General features: G+C 31.1%; 15 protein-coding genes and 2 pseudogenes. 7 read left to right on the top strand and 10 right to left on the bottom strand.

Going from position 1 to position 16,813, the window contains the following annotated elements:
* Window positions 1-252: 252 nt before the first annotated feature.
* Complete coding sequence (locus tag LGK95_RS16880; RefSeq protein WP_226126005.1) at window positions 253-1,281, bottom strand: 3-deoxy-7-phosphoheptulonate synthase; 1,029 nt, start codon at window positions 1,279-1,281, stop codon at window positions 253-255.
* 117 nt (window positions 1,282-1,398) lie between these two features.
* The gene (locus LGK95_RS16875) at window positions 1,399-2,037 is read right to left on the bottom strand and encodes a TetR/AcrR family transcriptional regulator (RefSeq protein WP_226126003.1); all 639 of its coding nucleotides are present in this window, start codon (window positions 2,035-2,037) and stop codon (window positions 1,399-1,401) included.
* Between the two features lie 155 nt (window positions 2,038-2,192).
* Here LGK95_RS16875 and LGK95_RS16870 point away from each other — a divergent pair, with 155 nt between their 5' ends.
* From LGK95_RS16870 to LGK95_RS16860, 3 genes are all read left to right on the top strand, one after another.
* Window positions 2,193-3,089 carry a DUF2156 domain-containing protein gene (locus LGK95_RS16870; protein ID WP_226126001.1) on the top strand — a complete coding sequence of 299 codons (897 nt, stop codon included), beginning with the start codon at window positions 2,193-2,195 and terminating at the stop codon, window positions 3,087-3,089.
* 160 nt (window positions 3,090-3,249) lie between these two features.
* Window positions 3,250-5,049: an ATP-dependent zinc metalloprotease FtsH gene (gene ftsH / locus LGK95_RS16865; RefSeq protein ID WP_226125999.1), complete on the top strand. Its 1,800-nt coding sequence runs from the start codon at window positions 3,250-3,252 to the stop codon at window positions 5,047-5,049.
* A gap of 174 nt (window positions 5,050-5,223) precedes the next feature.
* Entirely contained in the window at window positions 5,224-6,615 is a 1,392-nt protein-coding gene (locus tag LGK95_RS16860; RefSeq protein WP_226125993.1) for an aldehyde dehydrogenase, read from the top strand.
* A gap of 292 nt (window positions 6,616-6,907) precedes the next feature.
* On the opposite strand, the gene LGK95_RS16855 is transcribed toward LGK95_RS16860, so the two are convergent.
* Window positions 6,908-7,180 (bottom strand): sodium:solute symporter family transporter, encoded by a 273-nt coding sequence (locus LGK95_RS16855; RefSeq protein ID WP_226126058.1) that lies wholly within the window; start codon window positions 7,178-7,180, stop codon window positions 6,908-6,910.
* Window positions 7,162-7,323, bottom strand: a pseudogene (locus LGK95_RS16850) (sodium:proline symporter); the annotation flags it as partial. The pseudogene LGK95_RS16850 and the gene LGK95_RS16855, both read right to left, overlap by 19 nt.
* 222 nt (window positions 7,324-7,545) lie before the next feature.
* On the opposite strand from LGK95_RS16850, the gene LGK95_RS16845 reads away from it, so the two are divergent.
* Complete coding sequence (locus LGK95_RS16845) at window positions 7,546-7,926, top strand: L,D-transpeptidase (protein ID WP_226125990.1); 381 nt, start codon at window positions 7,546-7,548, stop codon at window positions 7,924-7,926.
* Between the two features lie 360 nt (window positions 7,927-8,286).
* Here LGK95_RS16845 and LGK95_RS22860 read toward each other — a convergent pair.
* Window positions 8,287-8,370, bottom strand: a pseudogene (locus tag LGK95_RS22860) (SEC-C metal-binding domain-containing protein); the annotation flags it as partial.
* Window positions 8,371-8,954: 584 nt separating this feature from the next.
* On the opposite strand from LGK95_RS22860, the gene LGK95_RS16835 reads away from it, so the two are divergent.
* Window positions 8,955-9,581 carry an ankyrin repeat domain-containing protein gene (locus LGK95_RS16835; RefSeq protein WP_226125986.1) on the top strand — a complete coding sequence of 209 codons (627 nt, stop codon included), beginning with the start codon at window positions 8,955-8,957 and terminating at the stop codon, window positions 9,579-9,581.
* A gap of 98 nt (window positions 9,582-9,679) precedes the next feature.
* Here the strand turns inward: LGK95_RS16835 and LGK95_RS16830 are convergent, their stop codons facing one another.
* The 3 genes from LGK95_RS16830 to LGK95_RS16820 all read right to left on the bottom strand — a co-directional run bounded on the left by LGK95_RS16830 (window position 9,680) and on the right by LGK95_RS16820 (window position 12,916).
* Entirely contained in the window at window positions 9,680-10,585 is a 906-nt protein-coding gene (locus LGK95_RS16830) for a DMT family transporter (protein ID WP_226125984.1), read from the bottom strand.
* A complete protein-coding gene (locus LGK95_RS16825) occupies window positions 10,569-11,042 on the bottom strand; it encodes a methylated-DNA--[protein]-cysteine S-methyltransferase (RefSeq protein ID WP_226126052.1) in 474 nt (157 codons plus the stop codon). Before LGK95_RS16825 ends, LGK95_RS16830 begins: the two co-directional genes overlap by 17 nt.
* 365 nt (window positions 11,043-11,407) lie before the next feature.
* Complete coding sequence (locus LGK95_RS16820; protein ID WP_226125983.1) at window positions 11,408-12,916, bottom strand: amino acid permease; 1,509 nt, start codon at window positions 12,914-12,916, stop codon at window positions 11,408-11,410.
* A gap of 268 nt (window positions 12,917-13,184) precedes the next feature.
* Between LGK95_RS16820 and LGK95_RS16815 the strand changes: the two genes are divergently transcribed.
* Both LGK95_RS16815 and LGK95_RS16810 read left to right on the top strand, forming a co-directional pair.
* Window positions 13,185-14,093 carry an AEC family transporter gene (locus LGK95_RS16815; RefSeq protein WP_226125981.1) on the top strand — a complete coding sequence of 303 codons (909 nt, stop codon included), beginning with the start codon at window positions 13,185-13,187 and terminating at the stop codon, window positions 14,091-14,093.
* Between the two features lie 196 nt (window positions 14,094-14,289).
* The gene (locus tag LGK95_RS16810; protein WP_226125979.1) at window positions 14,290-14,724 is read left to right on the top strand and encodes a MarR family winged helix-turn-helix transcriptional regulator; all 435 of its coding nucleotides are present in this window, start codon (window positions 14,290-14,292) and stop codon (window positions 14,722-14,724) included.
* Between the two features lie 261 nt (window positions 14,725-14,985).
* Here the strand turns inward: LGK95_RS16810 and LGK95_RS16805 are convergent, their stop codons facing one another.
* Together LGK95_RS16805 and LGK95_RS16800 are read right to left on the bottom strand one after the other, a co-directional pair.
* Window positions 14,986-15,324: a hypothetical protein gene (locus LGK95_RS16805; RefSeq protein WP_226125977.1), complete on the bottom strand. Its 339-nt coding sequence runs from the start codon at window positions 15,322-15,324 to the stop codon at window positions 14,986-14,988.
* A 102-nt stretch (window positions 15,325-15,426) separates the two neighbouring features.
* Window positions 15,427-16,596, bottom strand: a complete 1,170-nt coding sequence (locus LGK95_RS16800; protein WP_226125976.1) for a ParM/StbA family protein — start codon at window positions 16,594-16,596, stop codon at window positions 15,427-15,429.
* Window positions 16,597-16,813 lie beyond the last annotated feature (217 nt).

Genomic DNA, 16,813 nt, shown 5'->3' with positions numbered 1-16,813 from the left:
TTCTGGAGTTCTTTTAGAGAAAAATTATTCATCTTCACTTAAAAAAATGCTATGAGAAATCATAGTGTTTTTTGTTTGCTTCAATTTACAATATTAAAATGCTAAACTTTTTTTATTTTAAAAGGAGGTGGTTTAAAAAGGATTTTTGGATGGATACATGACTATGGATGGCATCGCTGCACTTAATTAGCTAAAAAAAGCCTACCCCACAGATTGCTCTATAAAGTAAACTTTTGCTGTTACATAAAACTTCTATAAATTTTCAGCAATATAATAAATTAATTTTTCAGTATCTTCCCATCCTAAACATGCATCTGTTATGGATTTACCATAAGTGCCACACCCTACATCTTGTTTACCTTCTACAATGTAACTTTCAATCATAAATCCTTTTATCATTTTTTTAAGTAGAGAGTCATCTTTCCTACTCATTAACACTTCTCTTGCTATTCTTGGTTGCTCTTTATAAAGCTTCATTGAATTTGCATGATTAGTATCTACAATAATAGAGGTATTTAGAAGTTGCTGTTTTTCATATTCTTTAGCAATATTAATCAAATCTTCATAATGATAATTTGGGATGTTTTTACCATAAGAATCCACAGCTCCCCTTAAAACAGCATGTGCAAGAGGGTTTCCTGATGTTTCAACCTGAAAGCCACTATATATAAAAGTATGACCATCCTGTGCAGCTTTAATGGAATTTAGCATTACAGTTAGATCTCCACTAGTTGGATTCTTCATGCCAACAGGCATATCAATGCCACTTACGGCAAATCTATGTTGCTGATTTTCTACAGAGCGAGCTCCAACTGCATGATAACTTAATAAATCTGAAAGATATGTATAATTTTCTGGATATAACATTTCGTCTGCAGCAGGCATGTGATATTCACTTAGTGCTTTTATATGAAGTTTTCTAATGGCCCTTAATCCTGCATCCATATCAGCTTCTTTACTTGGGTCTGGTTGAGATGCCATACCTTTATATCCTTCACCCGTAGTTCTCGGTTTGTTTGTATAAATTCTAGGTATAATAATGATAGAATCTTTTACTTTTTCCTGAACTTCTGCAAGCTTTCCTATATATTCACACACCGAGTCTTCGTTATCAGCCGAGCATGGTCCAATTATAAGGAGAAACTTATCAGATTCATTCTCAAAAACTTTCCTTATTTCAATGTCTCTACTTTTTTTGATATCTTTAATATGATTTGATAAAGGCATTTCTTCCATGATTTCCTTTGCAGTAGGCATTTTTTTTATATATTTAATACTCATATCACATTTTCCTCACTTTACTTATTTATTATTACGTTTAACAATAATCCAAATTGTGAACACAATTTGTTTGCTAATGATTTATATCACAAATTTAATTTCTCGAAAGGGAGCTTTTCATTTTTTATTAAGTTCTATAAGCGGAATTATTAAATGATCAACAATATGTTCTACATATTTCATTTTAATGGGTTCGCCAGTAATTATGAGTTGATAAAATAATAATGCTGGACCCACATCTGTGAGAAGTTTCAATTGTTGTTTTTCTAATTTCTTATTTATGGTACACTCTATGGCATCACTAAATATAAATGTTTGATTGGTTATGCAATCCAAGTGGAGTGCTTCGGCTAATAATTTATCTCTGTTTATTGCTGTTGCGATGGACAGCATTACCTTTTGCCTAACCTCATCTCTTATCCCGAAATATATGCTAAGTGATTCACATAAATAATCTCTCAATTTGTCTCCACAGCGTTCAGTATCAACCTTCTGCTCACAAGGCATCATGAATCTTATGGCTTCTGCTATAAGATACGGTTTAGATTTCCATCTACGGTATAAGGTAGCTTTTCCTGCATGGGCCCTTAATGCAATAGAATCCATGGTGACCGAATCATACCCATTCTCCGCTACAAGCTCCAACGCAGCCCTAAGAATAGCTAGATCACGCAGTTTATCTACAGGTCTTCCAATCTTACCTGGGACTTTTCCTTCAACATTTTCAATGAAATCGGATTTATTTATTATATCCATCCCTTAACCTCCATTCACTGTTTTCCATAAATATATCACAATGAAAGTATTTTTTCAACATAACAGAACATTATAGTTTTGAAACTATTGTGTTTTATTATTTGCTATGATATACTCTCATTTATAAACGATAGGAATCGAAGGGTGGAAGTTCTATGATATTTAAAAAATTATGTTTAGAAGATAAAAACAGTATAGACAAATATATTTCTCCATACAAATTCTTGAGTTGTGAATATTCTTTTACAAGCCTATATATTTGGAAAGATGCCTGTGATATTCAATATACCATATATAAGCAAGCTCTTATACTAAAAAAGAAGGACTTTGATGGAAACTATCATTTCATGCAGCCTTTAGGATACGTAAGTGAAGACTTAGGAGAGATTATAGAGAAATTAAAAGAATATAGAGAAGAAAATGATATGAAATATTTATTTAAAGATTTAGAGGAGAGCTTTATAGCGGAATTTAATCTTTTACTTAACGAAAAAAACGAATTTTGTATAGAAGAAGATAGAGATAACTTTGATTATTTATATGAAGCTAAAAAACTTATGACTTTTTCAGGTAAAAAGCTTCATTCAAAAAAGAATCACTACAACGCTTTTATTAAGACTTACGATTATGAAGTAGTTGACATAAGTGATGAAAGAGTAATTAAGGATGTTAGCCATGCCGCTGAAAGGTGGTATGAGGAAACAAATGAAAAAAATATTAAACTTTATTATGAACTTCTGGCAATAAAGGATATAATTAATAATATGAATTTATTAAATCTTAATGGAGTAGCAGTATATGTTGATGGAAAAGTAGCGGCATTTAGTATTGGTGAAAGTTTGAACGAAAAACTTGCTGTAATTCATATTGAAAAAGGTGATAAAAATATAAATGGCATATATAGTTTTATCGCAAAAACATTAATAGATAAATGTTTTAATAATGCAGAAATAATAAATAGAGAACAAGACTTGGGTATTGATGGACTTAGAAAATCGAAAATGTCCTACTATCCTCTAAAACTAGAGAAGAAATTCATTCTTAGCTTCTAGAAACAACTGCTGATAAAGTGGCTACTTTAATAAGTTAATAATATTTATAGACACTATTATGAAATCAATAGAATTTTTTAATAGTGTTAAGTATACAATAAGTGAATGACAAGAACATAAAAAAATTTAAGTGTATATTTAGAAAGAGAGGTGTTCTCTGATGAAAAAGAAATCAAGTATTGCTGTTTGGGCTATAATTTTTGTTATTATTGCAGTATTTATGCTTGCTAAAACAGATCAGACTTCAACAATTATTAATTTTAATCAATTTCAGAACAATTGGACAAATAATACTATAAAAAGCTTCGTGGTTCAAGAAGATCAGATGTCAGTTTCGGGAACTTTAAAAAATGGAACTACATATAAAACTATTGTTCCATCTACTAGATTATTTCAGTTTATTAAAGATCATCCGAAGAATCCAGCTGTTCAGGAAACATACCTAAAACCATCCAGTACGTTAGTATGGTTGCAGTTTTTACCTAATTTACTATTCATATTAATGCTTGTAGGATTTGGATTTATATTTATGAAACAATCGAAGGGTGCCGGTGGAAGCGGTGGTGTAATGAAGTTTGGTAAAAGCAAAGCAAAACTTGTGGATCCAGATAAGAAAAAAGTTAGTTTTAATGATGTTGCAGGAGCAGATGAAGAAAAAGCTGAGCTTGCAGAGATAGTCGATTTCCTAAAGCAACCTAAAAGATATATGGAAATGGGTGCTCGTATTCCAAAGGGAGTTTTACTTATAGGACCTCCAGGAACTGGGAAGACACTTCTTGCAAGAGCTATTTCAGGAGAGGCCGGAGTCCCATTTTTCAGCATTTCAGGTTCAGACTTTGTAGAAATGTTTGTAGGCGTGGGAGCTTCTAGAGTGCGAGATTTATTTGAGCAGGCAAAAAAGAATTCACCTTGTATAATTTTCATAGATGAAATTGACGCTGTTGGAAGACAAAGAGGAGCAGGCGTTGGTGGAGGAAATGATGAACGAGAACAAACATTAAATCAACTGTTAGTTGAGATGGATGGTTTTGGTGAAAATGAAGGCATAATAATGATTGCCGCTACCAATAGATCAGATGTACTTGACCCAGCATTACTAAGACCAGGTAGATTTGACAGACAAATACTTGTTGGAGTTCCTGATAGAAAAGGTAGAGAAGAAATTTTTGCAGTTCATTCTAAAAATAAGCATCTTGAACCAGATGTTAAACTTAGCGTTCTTGCGAAAAGAACACCTGGATTTACAGGTGCAGACATTGAAAACTTAATGAATGAATCAGCACTTTTATCTGTTCGAAGAAATAAAAAGCTTATAGGAATGGAAGAACTTGAAGAAGCAGCTACAAGAATAATGGCTGGACCTGAAAAGAAAAGCAGAGTAGTAAGCGAGGATGATAGAAAGCTTACAGCATATCATGAAGCAGGGCATGCAATTGTAATGAATTTACTTCCAAAGTTAGATCCTGTTCACCAGATAAGTATAGTTCCAAGAGGAAGGGCTGGCGGTTATACTATGCGTCTTCCAGCTGAAGACAGATCATACATGTCTAGGTCAAGACTCGAAGATGAAATTGTGGGCCTACTAGGTGGTAGAGTTGCAGAAAAACTAGTTATTGGAGATATAAGTACTGGTGCTAGCAATGATATTGAAAGAGCAACTGGGATAGCAAGACAAATGGTAATGGACTATGGAATGAGCGACACTCTTGGACCAATAGCGTTTGGTTCAGGTGGTGACGAGGTATTCCTTGGAAGAGACATTGGCAAAGATAGAAAATATAGTGAAGAAGTCGCATACAAAATAGATCAAGAGATAAAGAAACTTATAGACAAAGCATATGAAAAAGCATTGACACTTTTAACTGACAATAGAAGTAAACTTAATGCTGTTGCTGAAGAGCTTTTAGTAAAAGAAAAACTTGAGGCAGTTGAATTTCAAGAAATATTTGAAAGAAGCTAATTAATAATATGGCACAGGCTATCTCGCCTGTGCTTATATTTTTTTTGTTTACAATTAAAATTCTAATTAACTAGATAATGGTAGAATGATTATAAGATATTGTAAATTAAATTTATGAATTCAATTTAAATAGTCTCGTTCAACAATAATTTGATAATCGAATGGAGGTTTAATATGAACATAATTGACCAATCTTTAGCGCAAAGTATGCTTAACGAACAAAATATTTTTTTTCATACAGGTGAAACAAGGAACATAGATTATAGAATCTCTGCACTTAAGAGGTTAAAAAACACAATAAGAAAACATGAAAAAGAGATAATAAATGCCTTGTACAGGGATTTAGGTAAAAGTGAATTCGAAGCTTACGGCACTGAGATTGGTTTTGTTTTAGATAGCATAGGTAATTTTATTAAACATTCAAAGAATTGGGGTAAGACTAAAAAAGTGAGAACGCCCTTGCATCAATTTCCATCTAAGGGTTATGTTATGCATGAACCCTATGGAACAGTGCTTATTATAGGTCCTTATAATTATCCATTTCAACTTTTAATTGAACCTCTGGTAGGTGCTATAGCTGCTGGAAATTGTGCTATTTTAAAACCCTCTGAAAGTACGTCTACTGTTTCAGATTTAGTAAAAAAAATCATTGAAGAAACCTTTGAAGAAAAATATATACGTGTTATTGAAGGTGAAAAAGAGATTACTTCAACTCTTATAAGTTTACCCTTTGATTATATATTCTTTACCGGTAGTGTACCTGTTGGAAGAATAGTGATGAAAGCAGCTGCTGAAAACCTTGTACCTGTAACTCTTGAACTTGGTGGAAAAAGTCCAGTAATAGTGGATAGAACTGCTAATTTAGATTTAGCTGTTAAAAGAATATTATGGGGCAAACTGATAAATACAGGACAAACCTGTATAGCTCCTGATTATTTACTTGTGCATAAATCTATAAAAGAAAGTTTTATAGAAAAATTAAAAAGCACCGTGGTAAGTTTTTATGGTGAGGATGCTTCTAAGAGCGGTGATTATGGCAGAATTGTAAACAGAAGGCAATTTGAAAGATTGGCGGCAATAATTCAGAAGGATAAAAGCAAAATTATTTATGGTGGACATTCAAATGCCGGTACTTTGTACATTGAACCAACAATTATTGATAAAGTGAATTGGCAGGATGCTGTTATGCAAGATGAGATCTTCGGGCCGATTATGCCAATACTTGAATATGAAGAGTTAGAAGAAGTTATTGAAATAATAAATGATAGACCGAAACCTTTATCACTATACGTTTTCACAGAAGATAAAAACGTTGAAGCTACAGTCCTAAGCAGGATTTCCTTTGGAGGAGGCGCTATAAATGATACTATATCACATGTTGCAAGTTCTAATATGCCTTTTGGTGGAGTCGGAAATTCTGGAATGGGTTCATATCATGGTAAGGATAGTTTTGAAACCTTCTCTCATATAAAAAGTATACTTAAGAAAAGTACTTCTATAGATATAAATCTTATTTTCCCTCCTTATGGAAATAGAACGAAACTTATAAGAAAAGTACTAAAATAGCATTCATTTCAACTAATAATCAACTTAACCTTTTGTGTAAAATGGTTAAGAAGGTTAAATAAAAATGCTACACTCCTTTTAAGATAATTTAAAGGAATGTAGCATTCTTAGTGCTTTGCTGTAGAAAATATAAAAGACACAAATATACATTAAAACAATTCTAATATTAAAATTGTTTTAACGCACAATTTTTTTCTAAATAGTGTTTAACAATTGCCTGTATGAGTATTTGCAGTAGCATCATGATGATATGTATTTTCATGATTATGTATATACAAGAGAACTCAATATTTTACTTAAAGTTTGATAATATTTCTTCCATTTCCCTAAATTCCTTATTTATAGACTCTTCTCGTTTTTCAGTTATAGTGCTAACAACTATAACAGCTATAAGCGATAATATAAAGCCTGGGACCATTTCATATATATAAGTAGATAATCCAGAAACAATCCATACAATAACTGTTAGACCTCCCACAACCATACCTGATAGAGCTCCCCATTTCGTCATTTTCTTCCAATAAAGACTTAGTAAAAGAACAGGTCCAGCCCCATTATCATCCAGCCACTCATATCGCTTGCGCCAGCAGATAGTGCTGTTACCATAGGTCCAAGCCCTCTGCCACCTATCATGTAGTCTGAAATATCGTTTGTTTTTCTGTAAGAATAGTAGCCTATTGAAAGCAAAATAAGTATATATACCCCCATAGCAGCAACTGATCCTATTTCCATGTTAATTCTCCTTTCAATACTATAATGTAGTTTAATTATACTGTAATTTTCCTTAAAAATAATATTTTTGAATTATAATTCATTTTTAAATTTTGTGAACTTGATACCATATGCTGTCTCACCAGTTTGTTTCATTATTTTCACAATCTATATTTTTTAACATAATATAAACAAGACTAATCTATATCTGGAGGTAATATGTTTATACGCTATTTCAACGTACAAGATCTCTACCGTGCTTCTCTATACACCATTACCGTTAATGTTGCTAGCAGAAAGTTAACTTTATTCAAGGAAGGGAAGTTATTTAAGACATATCCTATAGCAGTCGGTAAACCTTCTACCCCTACACCCAAAGGAAATTTCAAAATTATAAATAAAGCTCATAACCCAGGCGGGCCTTTTGGTTCTAGATGGTTAGGTTTAAGTGCTCCTAATGGAGACTATGGAATTCATGGCACTAATAACCCAAGTTCTATCGGCAAAGCGGTTTCTAATGGATGTATCAGAACTTATAACAACAATATAATTGAGCTTTACAATTTAGTACCTGTAGGAACACCAGTAAAAATCATGTAAAAGAAAGGCACTAGCCTAACAAATGGTATGCTCCCCTTAAAGTAGACAGATTAAAAAATAAAAATTTATCTACTTTTTAAGGGGAGCATTTTTATGTCCAGAAGAACTAAATATACATCTGAACAAGAGTATGAAATCTTAAATGGTACCTTTGTTATTTTTATTTTTATCCTTTTTACCTCTTATCATTTAGCAATTCTCCTTTTCTCCTAGGTGATTAGATTCTTAATTTTCATTAAAATAAAAAATGATAAAATCATCATCGTCGAATTAGGGAATTTGTTTTACTATTTTCCTACTATAAAAACTGTAGAACCCAATATCAATACTTTTGATGAGGTTCTATTATATTGTTTATCTTTATTTGCCACAACAATTTTTATATTTCTTCCCACTACCACATGAACATAAAGAATTTCTACCTATCTTATTTTCATTTGTTATTTTACTTTGAATTATTTCATCGTTTATTATTTTTTCTAATTCTTCTTTATTTTCTTCATCTTTGTGCTCTAACATATTAGCTAAGTTATTACTATACCTTTCTTCATTAAATAACTCCTCATTTTTCATAATATAGTATAGTTCTTCTATTAAAATTACTGCAATCATTTTTTTTGCATTGTTTTGTTCATAACCAATACCTATTAATTTAACAAAAACTTCTTTTGTACATTTAGGGTCATTGTCCCTCATTTGCTTATCAATAATTTCTAAAATATGTCCTTGTAATTTATTATTTACCAAGATTCTAATCCCCTTTACTATAATTATTATAGAACCTAACTAGGCTCTACGTTTAACATTATATATGTTAAGCATTTCAACGCGTATTTACACTCAAATTTTCATTGTTTTATTATCTATATCAATTTCTGCAACTGTTTTATCATAATACTTTAGGTAATATGTTAAAATAACATTATAAAAGTAATAAACTGATTTTAAAGCTACGATCTAACACCAAAGACTGATATTTTTTTATATTTAAGCGTGCTAATATATTTAATTAACAGGAGGTAATCAACATGAAAATATTCGGTAATATATTCTCCGGGGAACCAAAATCAATTTATAGATCTATTCAAGAAGGCAACATAGATGAAGTAAAAAATTATTTGAATGTAGAAAAAGATTCAAATTCTGACTTTAATTCTGAAAGTATACTTCACTATACTATTAATAATTGTCAAAATAATTATTTTAAAATAATTGAGCTTTTAATAGATAACAATGCTAATATTAACAGCCATCATAGTAAATTCTTAGAAACTCCTCTTCATAAACTTTGTGCAAGGATAACACCTCATATAGATGTAATAACTATGATGCTTAAAAAAGGTGCCGAAGTTAATGCATTTAACATCTCCGGTAAAACTCCTGTATTTTACTGCAGCTTTAATTATTCTGTGGAGCTTCTAAGTCTTCTTGTAAAATATGGTGCGGATATTAATATAAAGGACAAATATAAAAATACACTTCTTCATGATGATTATATTAACTGCTTTGATGAACATTTCGAAGAATTTTTAAAAGCTCTCATAAGTTTAGGCTTTGATATAAACACAAGAAATTCTTTAGGATACACTCCCTTAGAGCTTTGTGAGAATAAAAAAATTGAGGATATTTTAATAAAATACAATGGACATAAATAAAAAATCTTTTATGTGGCATTAACTTTTATAATAAATCTTTCGTATACAACATTTTCGATCATATTATTTTAATAAGTATATTAGGCTGTTGTTTTTACTTATATAAACAAAAGTGAAATACCTAACAAAGTTATAATTGCTCCAAATATTTCTTTTGGAATTACTTTTTCCTTAAATATAATTATTGATACTGGTATTAATAGTATCGGAGTAATAGAAGTAATTGTTGAAACTATGCCAGTTGATGCATGTTGAACAGCTAGCAAAGATAATGATACACCTACAAATGGTCCAAATAATGAACCAATTGAAATATACTTCATAGCCCTCATATCTTTAAAAGCCACAAATACCTTCCCCCAGTTTCTTGATATAGTGATAACTATTGAAAACCCAATAATTGCTGCAATAATTCTAATTTGAGTTGCAGCAAAGGGATCATATGACCCCATACCAAATTTGCTAAAAACAAGTCCAAAAGCTTGTCCTAATGCCCCTATGAAAGCATATACTAGACCCTTTATTGGATGGGAAAGCCTCACCTTTTTATCATCCGGGTTTTTAGTTAGAATTACAATACCAATACCTACAATAGTTATTAACATTCCAGCTAACCCTAATGGAGTAATTCTCTCCCCCATAATAATGAATCCAGTAATTGCTGTTATTGGTGGTACCGTTGACATAATTAACATAGATATACGTGAGCCTACCACAACAAACGCCTGGAATAGAAATAGATCTCCAATAACAAAACCAATTATCCCCGAAAAGGTTAACCATAGCCACGCAGAACTTGAGGCATCTATTGGTAAAATCATTCCTCTAGAAAATAAATTATATATTGATATTAGTGTAAATGCAAAAATAAGCCTTATCAAATTTACAGATATAGAACCAACTTTTTTTCCAGCAGTTTCAAATGTTACAGCAGTAATTGTCCAACATACCGCTGTTGCGAGTGCAGCCATTTCTCCTAAGTGCGATTCAAACATATGACTCATTTTGTTTCTCTATTTCTAAAAGTTTTTCTTTTACATCCAAACCACCTGCATAACCAACCAATTTACCATTAGCACCAATTACACGATGACAAGGAATGAAGATAATGATTGGATTTTTATTATTTGCCATCCCTACTGCACGAGCTGCTTTTATATTACCGATACTTTCCGCTATATCTTTGTAACTGTTGGTTTTGCCATACTGGATTTTCTGTAATGAATTCCACACCTTTTGCTGAAATTCTGTGCCACGAGGTGCAAGTGGTATATCGAATGTTTTTCTTTTTCCGATAAGATATTCTTGAAGTTGTTGATTTGCCTTTTTCAGCAATTTGGTTTCACTCATATGTATATCTTCAGGAATTCTTTCTGCAATATACATATGAGTAATAGCCTTACCATTCTCAGCAATTCCTATTTTCCCAATTATCGTTTCATAGTAAAATGTATTATTAATATTAGCACCTCCAAATTGTTTTTTTATCTATTTTTTCTGTTTCTTGCACTAACATTAACTAACCTTGTACTATATTTTTCTAATATTTTTTTATATCTCCTATTTTAAATTCAGTTTATTTGTCTAACCATTATTAATATATAAGTTCCAACTGGACCTTATACGAATATAACCCCTGGCAAAATGACAATGACAATACACTAAGTATACTACGTAGCACTAACATAATTCGCACAATGTAACCATATTATATATAATATTTATAAACTCTCATAAATAACTAAATTCATTAGTTCAAAATTAAATATTTATATATATTGAAGGGGAGTTCATAATATGAGCTCCCCTTCCTTTAAGTATTAATATTATTCTATTTTTTCATATTCTTTATGTTCAAAATCACACTCCATAAGAGGAACTATCTTGGTCTTCTTTATAAATTTATAACCAAAATATAAAATTAAAAATAACGGAATAGTCATATAATTTGTAATAAAACTAAACCAATCAAAGGTAGGAGCTTGGAATATCCATATGTTTGAACCAAATATAACAATAGTACAAAGTACCATAGCCATAATTGGTCCAAATGGAAACCACTTAGCTCGATACTTTAAATCTTCAAGTTTTCTTCCTTGTGCAATATATGCTTTTCTGAATCTATAGTGGCATATTGCTATACCTAACCATGCAAAGAAAGCTGTTATACCAGAAATGTTAACTAGTGCATAATATATTTTACCATCACCAACGAGAGATGCAAGAAAAGCTGAGCAAGCAACAAGAGTTGTAAGGTAAAGCGCATTCATGGGAACCCCTCGCTTATTTACTTTTCCAAAAAGTTTAGGTGCCTTTCCTTCCTTTGCCATTGCATAAAGCATTCGCGATGAAGCATATAAACCTGAGTTTCCTGCCGAAAGCACCGCTGTAAGAATAACTGCATTCATTAGGCTTGCAGCAAATGCTAAGCCTGATCGTTGAAACACCATAGTAAACGGACTAAATGCTATTTGGTCTGTATCACTTTTTAAAAGGTTAGGGTCATTAAAAGGAACTAGGAACCCAATTACTATGATTGCGCCAAGATAAAATAAAAGAATACGCCAGAAAACCATCTTGATAGCTTTTGGAACATTAACTTGTGGATTTTCACACTCACCTGCAGCAAGACCCACTAGTTCAGTACCAGAGAAAGAAAATCCCGCCAATAAGAACACATTTACCATCCCAAATATACCGCCTATGAATGGACCCTTATTACCATTAACATCTGATATTGTAAAGTTAGAGAAACCTGGCGAGTTGCCACCCATGATGCCCACTATCATTAGAGTACCTACAATTATGAATGCAATTATTGTAATAACTTTAATGCTGGAAAACCAATATTCACCTTCTCCATAGGCTCTTGCTGATGCAAGATTAAGTATAAATAGAACAACTAAGAACAGTACACTCCACAAAGTTGCATTAGTATGCGGAAGCCAGAACTTAACAATGATGGATCCTGCGACTAATTCGCAGGCCACACATGTAGACCAACAGAACCAATAATTCCAACCTAGAGCGAATCCAAATGCAGGGTCTACAAACCTTGTGGCATATGTTTCAAAAGATCCTGAAATTGGTAACAATGTTGCCATCTCTCCAAGGGATGTCATTAAAAAATATACTAAAATGCCCATAACTGCATATGCAACAATTGCACCTCCAGGTCCCGCTTGGCTTATTGTTCCTCCACTAAGTAAAAATAATCCAGTACCTATTGCTCCGCCAATCGCAATCATATTTAAATGTCTGGCTTGCAAACTCCTTTTTAGTTCACCTTGTTGTTTTACTTCAAAATTTGTCTTTATTACCACTTTAGAGCTCATCTAAAACCCTCCTTATTTTCGGTTTACACTTAGAACCTGTGTTTTAAGCTTATTGTTTCTGCTCGTTTAACTATATTAATAAGTTTACCATTAATTTCTTATAACGCAATACCTACAATATCTATATGTTTAATGTTTATATTAAGATTGATCTTCGATCTTTTATCTTTCTTATTTCTTGCAACTGTAAATTTAAGATGTTTTTTTATTTACTCCATGCTATAATGTAGAAATATTAAATCTGAAATACATAACAAGGAGACAACAAATGAACACTATTAACTCACAGTTTGCAATGTCATTAAGTATTATTTTATTAGGATACTTTCTAAAGAAGATGGGTGTTTTAAAGGAAAGCGATGGAGAAGTGATATCCAGGTTAATTTTTAATGTCACTCTTCCCGCAATTGTCATAAATGTTTTCAGTACAATGTCTATAGACAAAAACCTTCTACTTGTTCCTATAATCTGCCTTATATACGGGTTAGTTATGGCAATAGTAGCCTTCATTGCATTTAAAGGAGAATCGAGACGTGAAAAAGGAATGCTAACAATGCTAGTTCCTTCCTTCAATGTTGGGCTTTTCGCATATCCTCTGGTTGAGTCAATATGGGGCAAAGAAGGGCTTAAATACTTTGGGATGTTTGATATGGGGAATTCCTTCATTGTTTTTGCTGTTTGTTATATTATTGCAAGTATATATGCAAGTAGCGAAGGCGAAATCTCATACAAGAACATTTTCTCTAAAACACTACATTCAATACCTTTTCTTACATACATTGTTACTTTGTCAATTAATCTTTTGGGCCTTAGCATCCCAAGGCCGATTATAGAAATTACAGGCATTCTATCCAAGGCAAATATGCCCCTTGCATTGTTGGTGCTTGGCTTATACCTGAGCTTTTCCTTTAAGAAGGCATACTTAAAAAATATGGCCAAGATAATTGCTTTAAGATACCTGATTGGATTGGGAGTAGGTATACTTCTTTATAATTTAGTGCCCATAGATCCAATGTTCAAAATAACTATGCTAATTGGTTTTATATTACCAATAAGTTTCACTGTAATTCCTTACTCAGTGGAATTTGGCTATGATACTAAGTTCGTAGGAACTGTCAATAATTTCACAATTATAATAAGCTTTTTACTCATGTGGGCGATTATTGCTTTTATTTAGCAAACGGAAATTGTCCATAATTTTCTTTAAGTTATATCTTACCATTATATTAAGTGAGTCTTGCTCTACAACAATTGAAAGCCCAGAACTTAAATGATGGATCATTTTCACTTGACAAGTTAAAAACATGGTGATATATTCATAATATTGATTTTACAAAATTAGATTTACTCAAATTAAAAGAGGAGGCTGAATTATGGATAAATACGAAAACATTAAACTTGATAATCAGTTATGCTTTTCACTTTATGCAACGTCAAGAGAAGTTATAAAACTATATAAGCCGCTACTTGACCAATATAATCTAACATACACCCAATATATTACAATGTTGGTATTATGGGAAGCAGAAAAAATTTCATTTAAAGAAGTTGGACAAAAATTACACTTAGATTCAGGGACGCTTACTCCTGTCTTAAAAAAATTAGAGAGCATGCAATTGATTATAAAATATAGGGATAAAAAAGATGATAGAACAGTAATAATTGAATTAACAGAAAAAGGTACTGCATTAAAAGAAAATATTCTCCAAGTTCCAGAAACAATGTATTGCAAACTTGGTGGCAGTTTCGAAAAACTTAAGAAGTTGAAAGAATCATTAGATGAGTTATTAGGAGAACTAAATTCATAAATATCTATGGGGTCTATATCTACTGTAACACAGCTATTTACATATATATACAATCTGTGTAAAGCTTAAGTACTTTCTTTAACATAGACTTTAACTCAATAAGCTGTTCCCATCTCTTTAAAAATAGAAAAAGGAGGATATAGTTAGATTTGTTATCTCACAGATCTAACTATATTCTCCTTCTGTATCCTACATGTTTAATACTAAAATGGGCACTTACATATTAAATTAAATTTTTAAATAAAAATTGTTATTAATTTTCTATTGATAACATTTTGGTATATCAGCTTTCTCTAAATCTATGCTTATTTCGTCTACTGCCTTTTCTGCTTTAGCCTTTTCAACTATCTTTTCTTCTGTACTACTTTGTTTCATTTCATTAGAATTACTAGTATTAGTATTTGAATATGCTAGACTATAAATTAATTCATTTAATTTAGATGAAACATCCTCAACTCCATTTTCCATACAATACTTTATTATCAGATATCTTATTGATTCTGAAAAATTATCTTGTGCTGTAATAAATTCTTTTATAATTGGATTATCCGTTTTCTTAATAGAAAATGAATATCCACTTCTCTTCTTTTCAGTAGCCATAATAACACCTCTTTCTTTTAACTTTTAATACAATATTTTATGTAACATTAAAATATAGGGTAAAACCTCCCCTATATAGGATTTTATCTTATTATAATTACTTTATTTACTCCCTATATATTTATCTTTTAAAACAGAAAATATTTTACTGTTAGTAAAATTATATAAGCCTTCACACTCTAAGTTTATAGCATATTGCTCTGGCACATAAAACAATTTGATTTGAGCTCTATCACAAAATATTTTCAGATTTTCTTCAAGTGATTTTCTCATTAAAATAGAACCTCCACCATATACACATACAACATCAATATCATTATTAGCTTTTTGAATTTCTTGTTTAGCATGAAGTAATATTTCTTCTGCCTGTTCTTCAACGTATTGTTCTACTAATTCTACCGCAAATTCATGAAATTTGTGATTTTTATTTTTAATAACCTCTGAATAATCTTGTCTAGTAAATTTAGATAATCCCTTTGCTGTTTTGAATTCTTCTAAAGCTTTATCTATTGCATGACCAACCCCATTATTAGTACCTTGAATAAATTCAGGATTAAATTCAATTCCTGTAGTTATTGGATATTCTGTAGTTCCCTCACCAATAGCAACATGAAGCACTTTAGCATTAGTAAAGAATTCTTTATTTAAATCATCAGTATATTTCTCATTGTGTTCTTCAAACATTTCTTTAGGCGCTACATTTAATGCAAATGTTGCCGTAACTCCTTCAGGAATTGTTTTTACATAAGTAAATTCAATTTCAACTCTAGCATTGCTATTTCCAATATGAACAGTTACTATATGTTTTTTCGCTAAAAATTTATTTGAAAAATCTAAAGCTTTTTTATGTGAATAATATGATACTGGCAATGAAGTTGTCATATCAACTTTAGTCCTTATAATATCCTCAAAATTTCCAACCAGATTAAAATATTCTACTGCTGCATATCCAGCAATTTCTGCCAATGTATTAACAAGTATTATATCATTCTCAACTTTATTATTATCAATTCCAATTTCTATACTTCTAACTGTTTTACCCGAGGTTAACGCATAATTCCCTAGATAATAAATACCACTTGGATCTTCACATGTAACAATTAGGTTATCTTCAATGTTTTGCAGTACATAATCCTTATTGACTTCATCAAAATTAGGTAACTTTCTTACCTTGGCATAAACATTAGGTCTACTTATTAGCTTACCGTTTATTTTTATATCATGTTCTGAATTACCATTATCGTTTCCTATTTTCATAATTATTTCGCTCATTTTTTTAACCCCCATCAAATTATTTTTATATTTATAATATAATTCTAGCATAAATATAATATTATTTCAATTCATATGTAATGTTTTAATATTAATTTTGTATTACATTTATATAAATTTAATCCTTTATCTAATTTCTTAAATGCGATTTATAATAATACATAATATTTTTGTATTAATTATATATTATTTTTGTATTATTTGACTGTATGTACAC

The organism is Clostridium algoriphilum (genome assembly GCF_020443705.1).
Lineage (GTDB): Bacteria > Bacillota > Clostridia > Clostridiales > Clostridiaceae > Clostridium_AD > Clostridium_AD algoriphilum.
The sequence above is the reverse complement of the archived record's forward strand: the minus strand, read 5'-3'. Positions and strand labels throughout refer to the sequence as shown.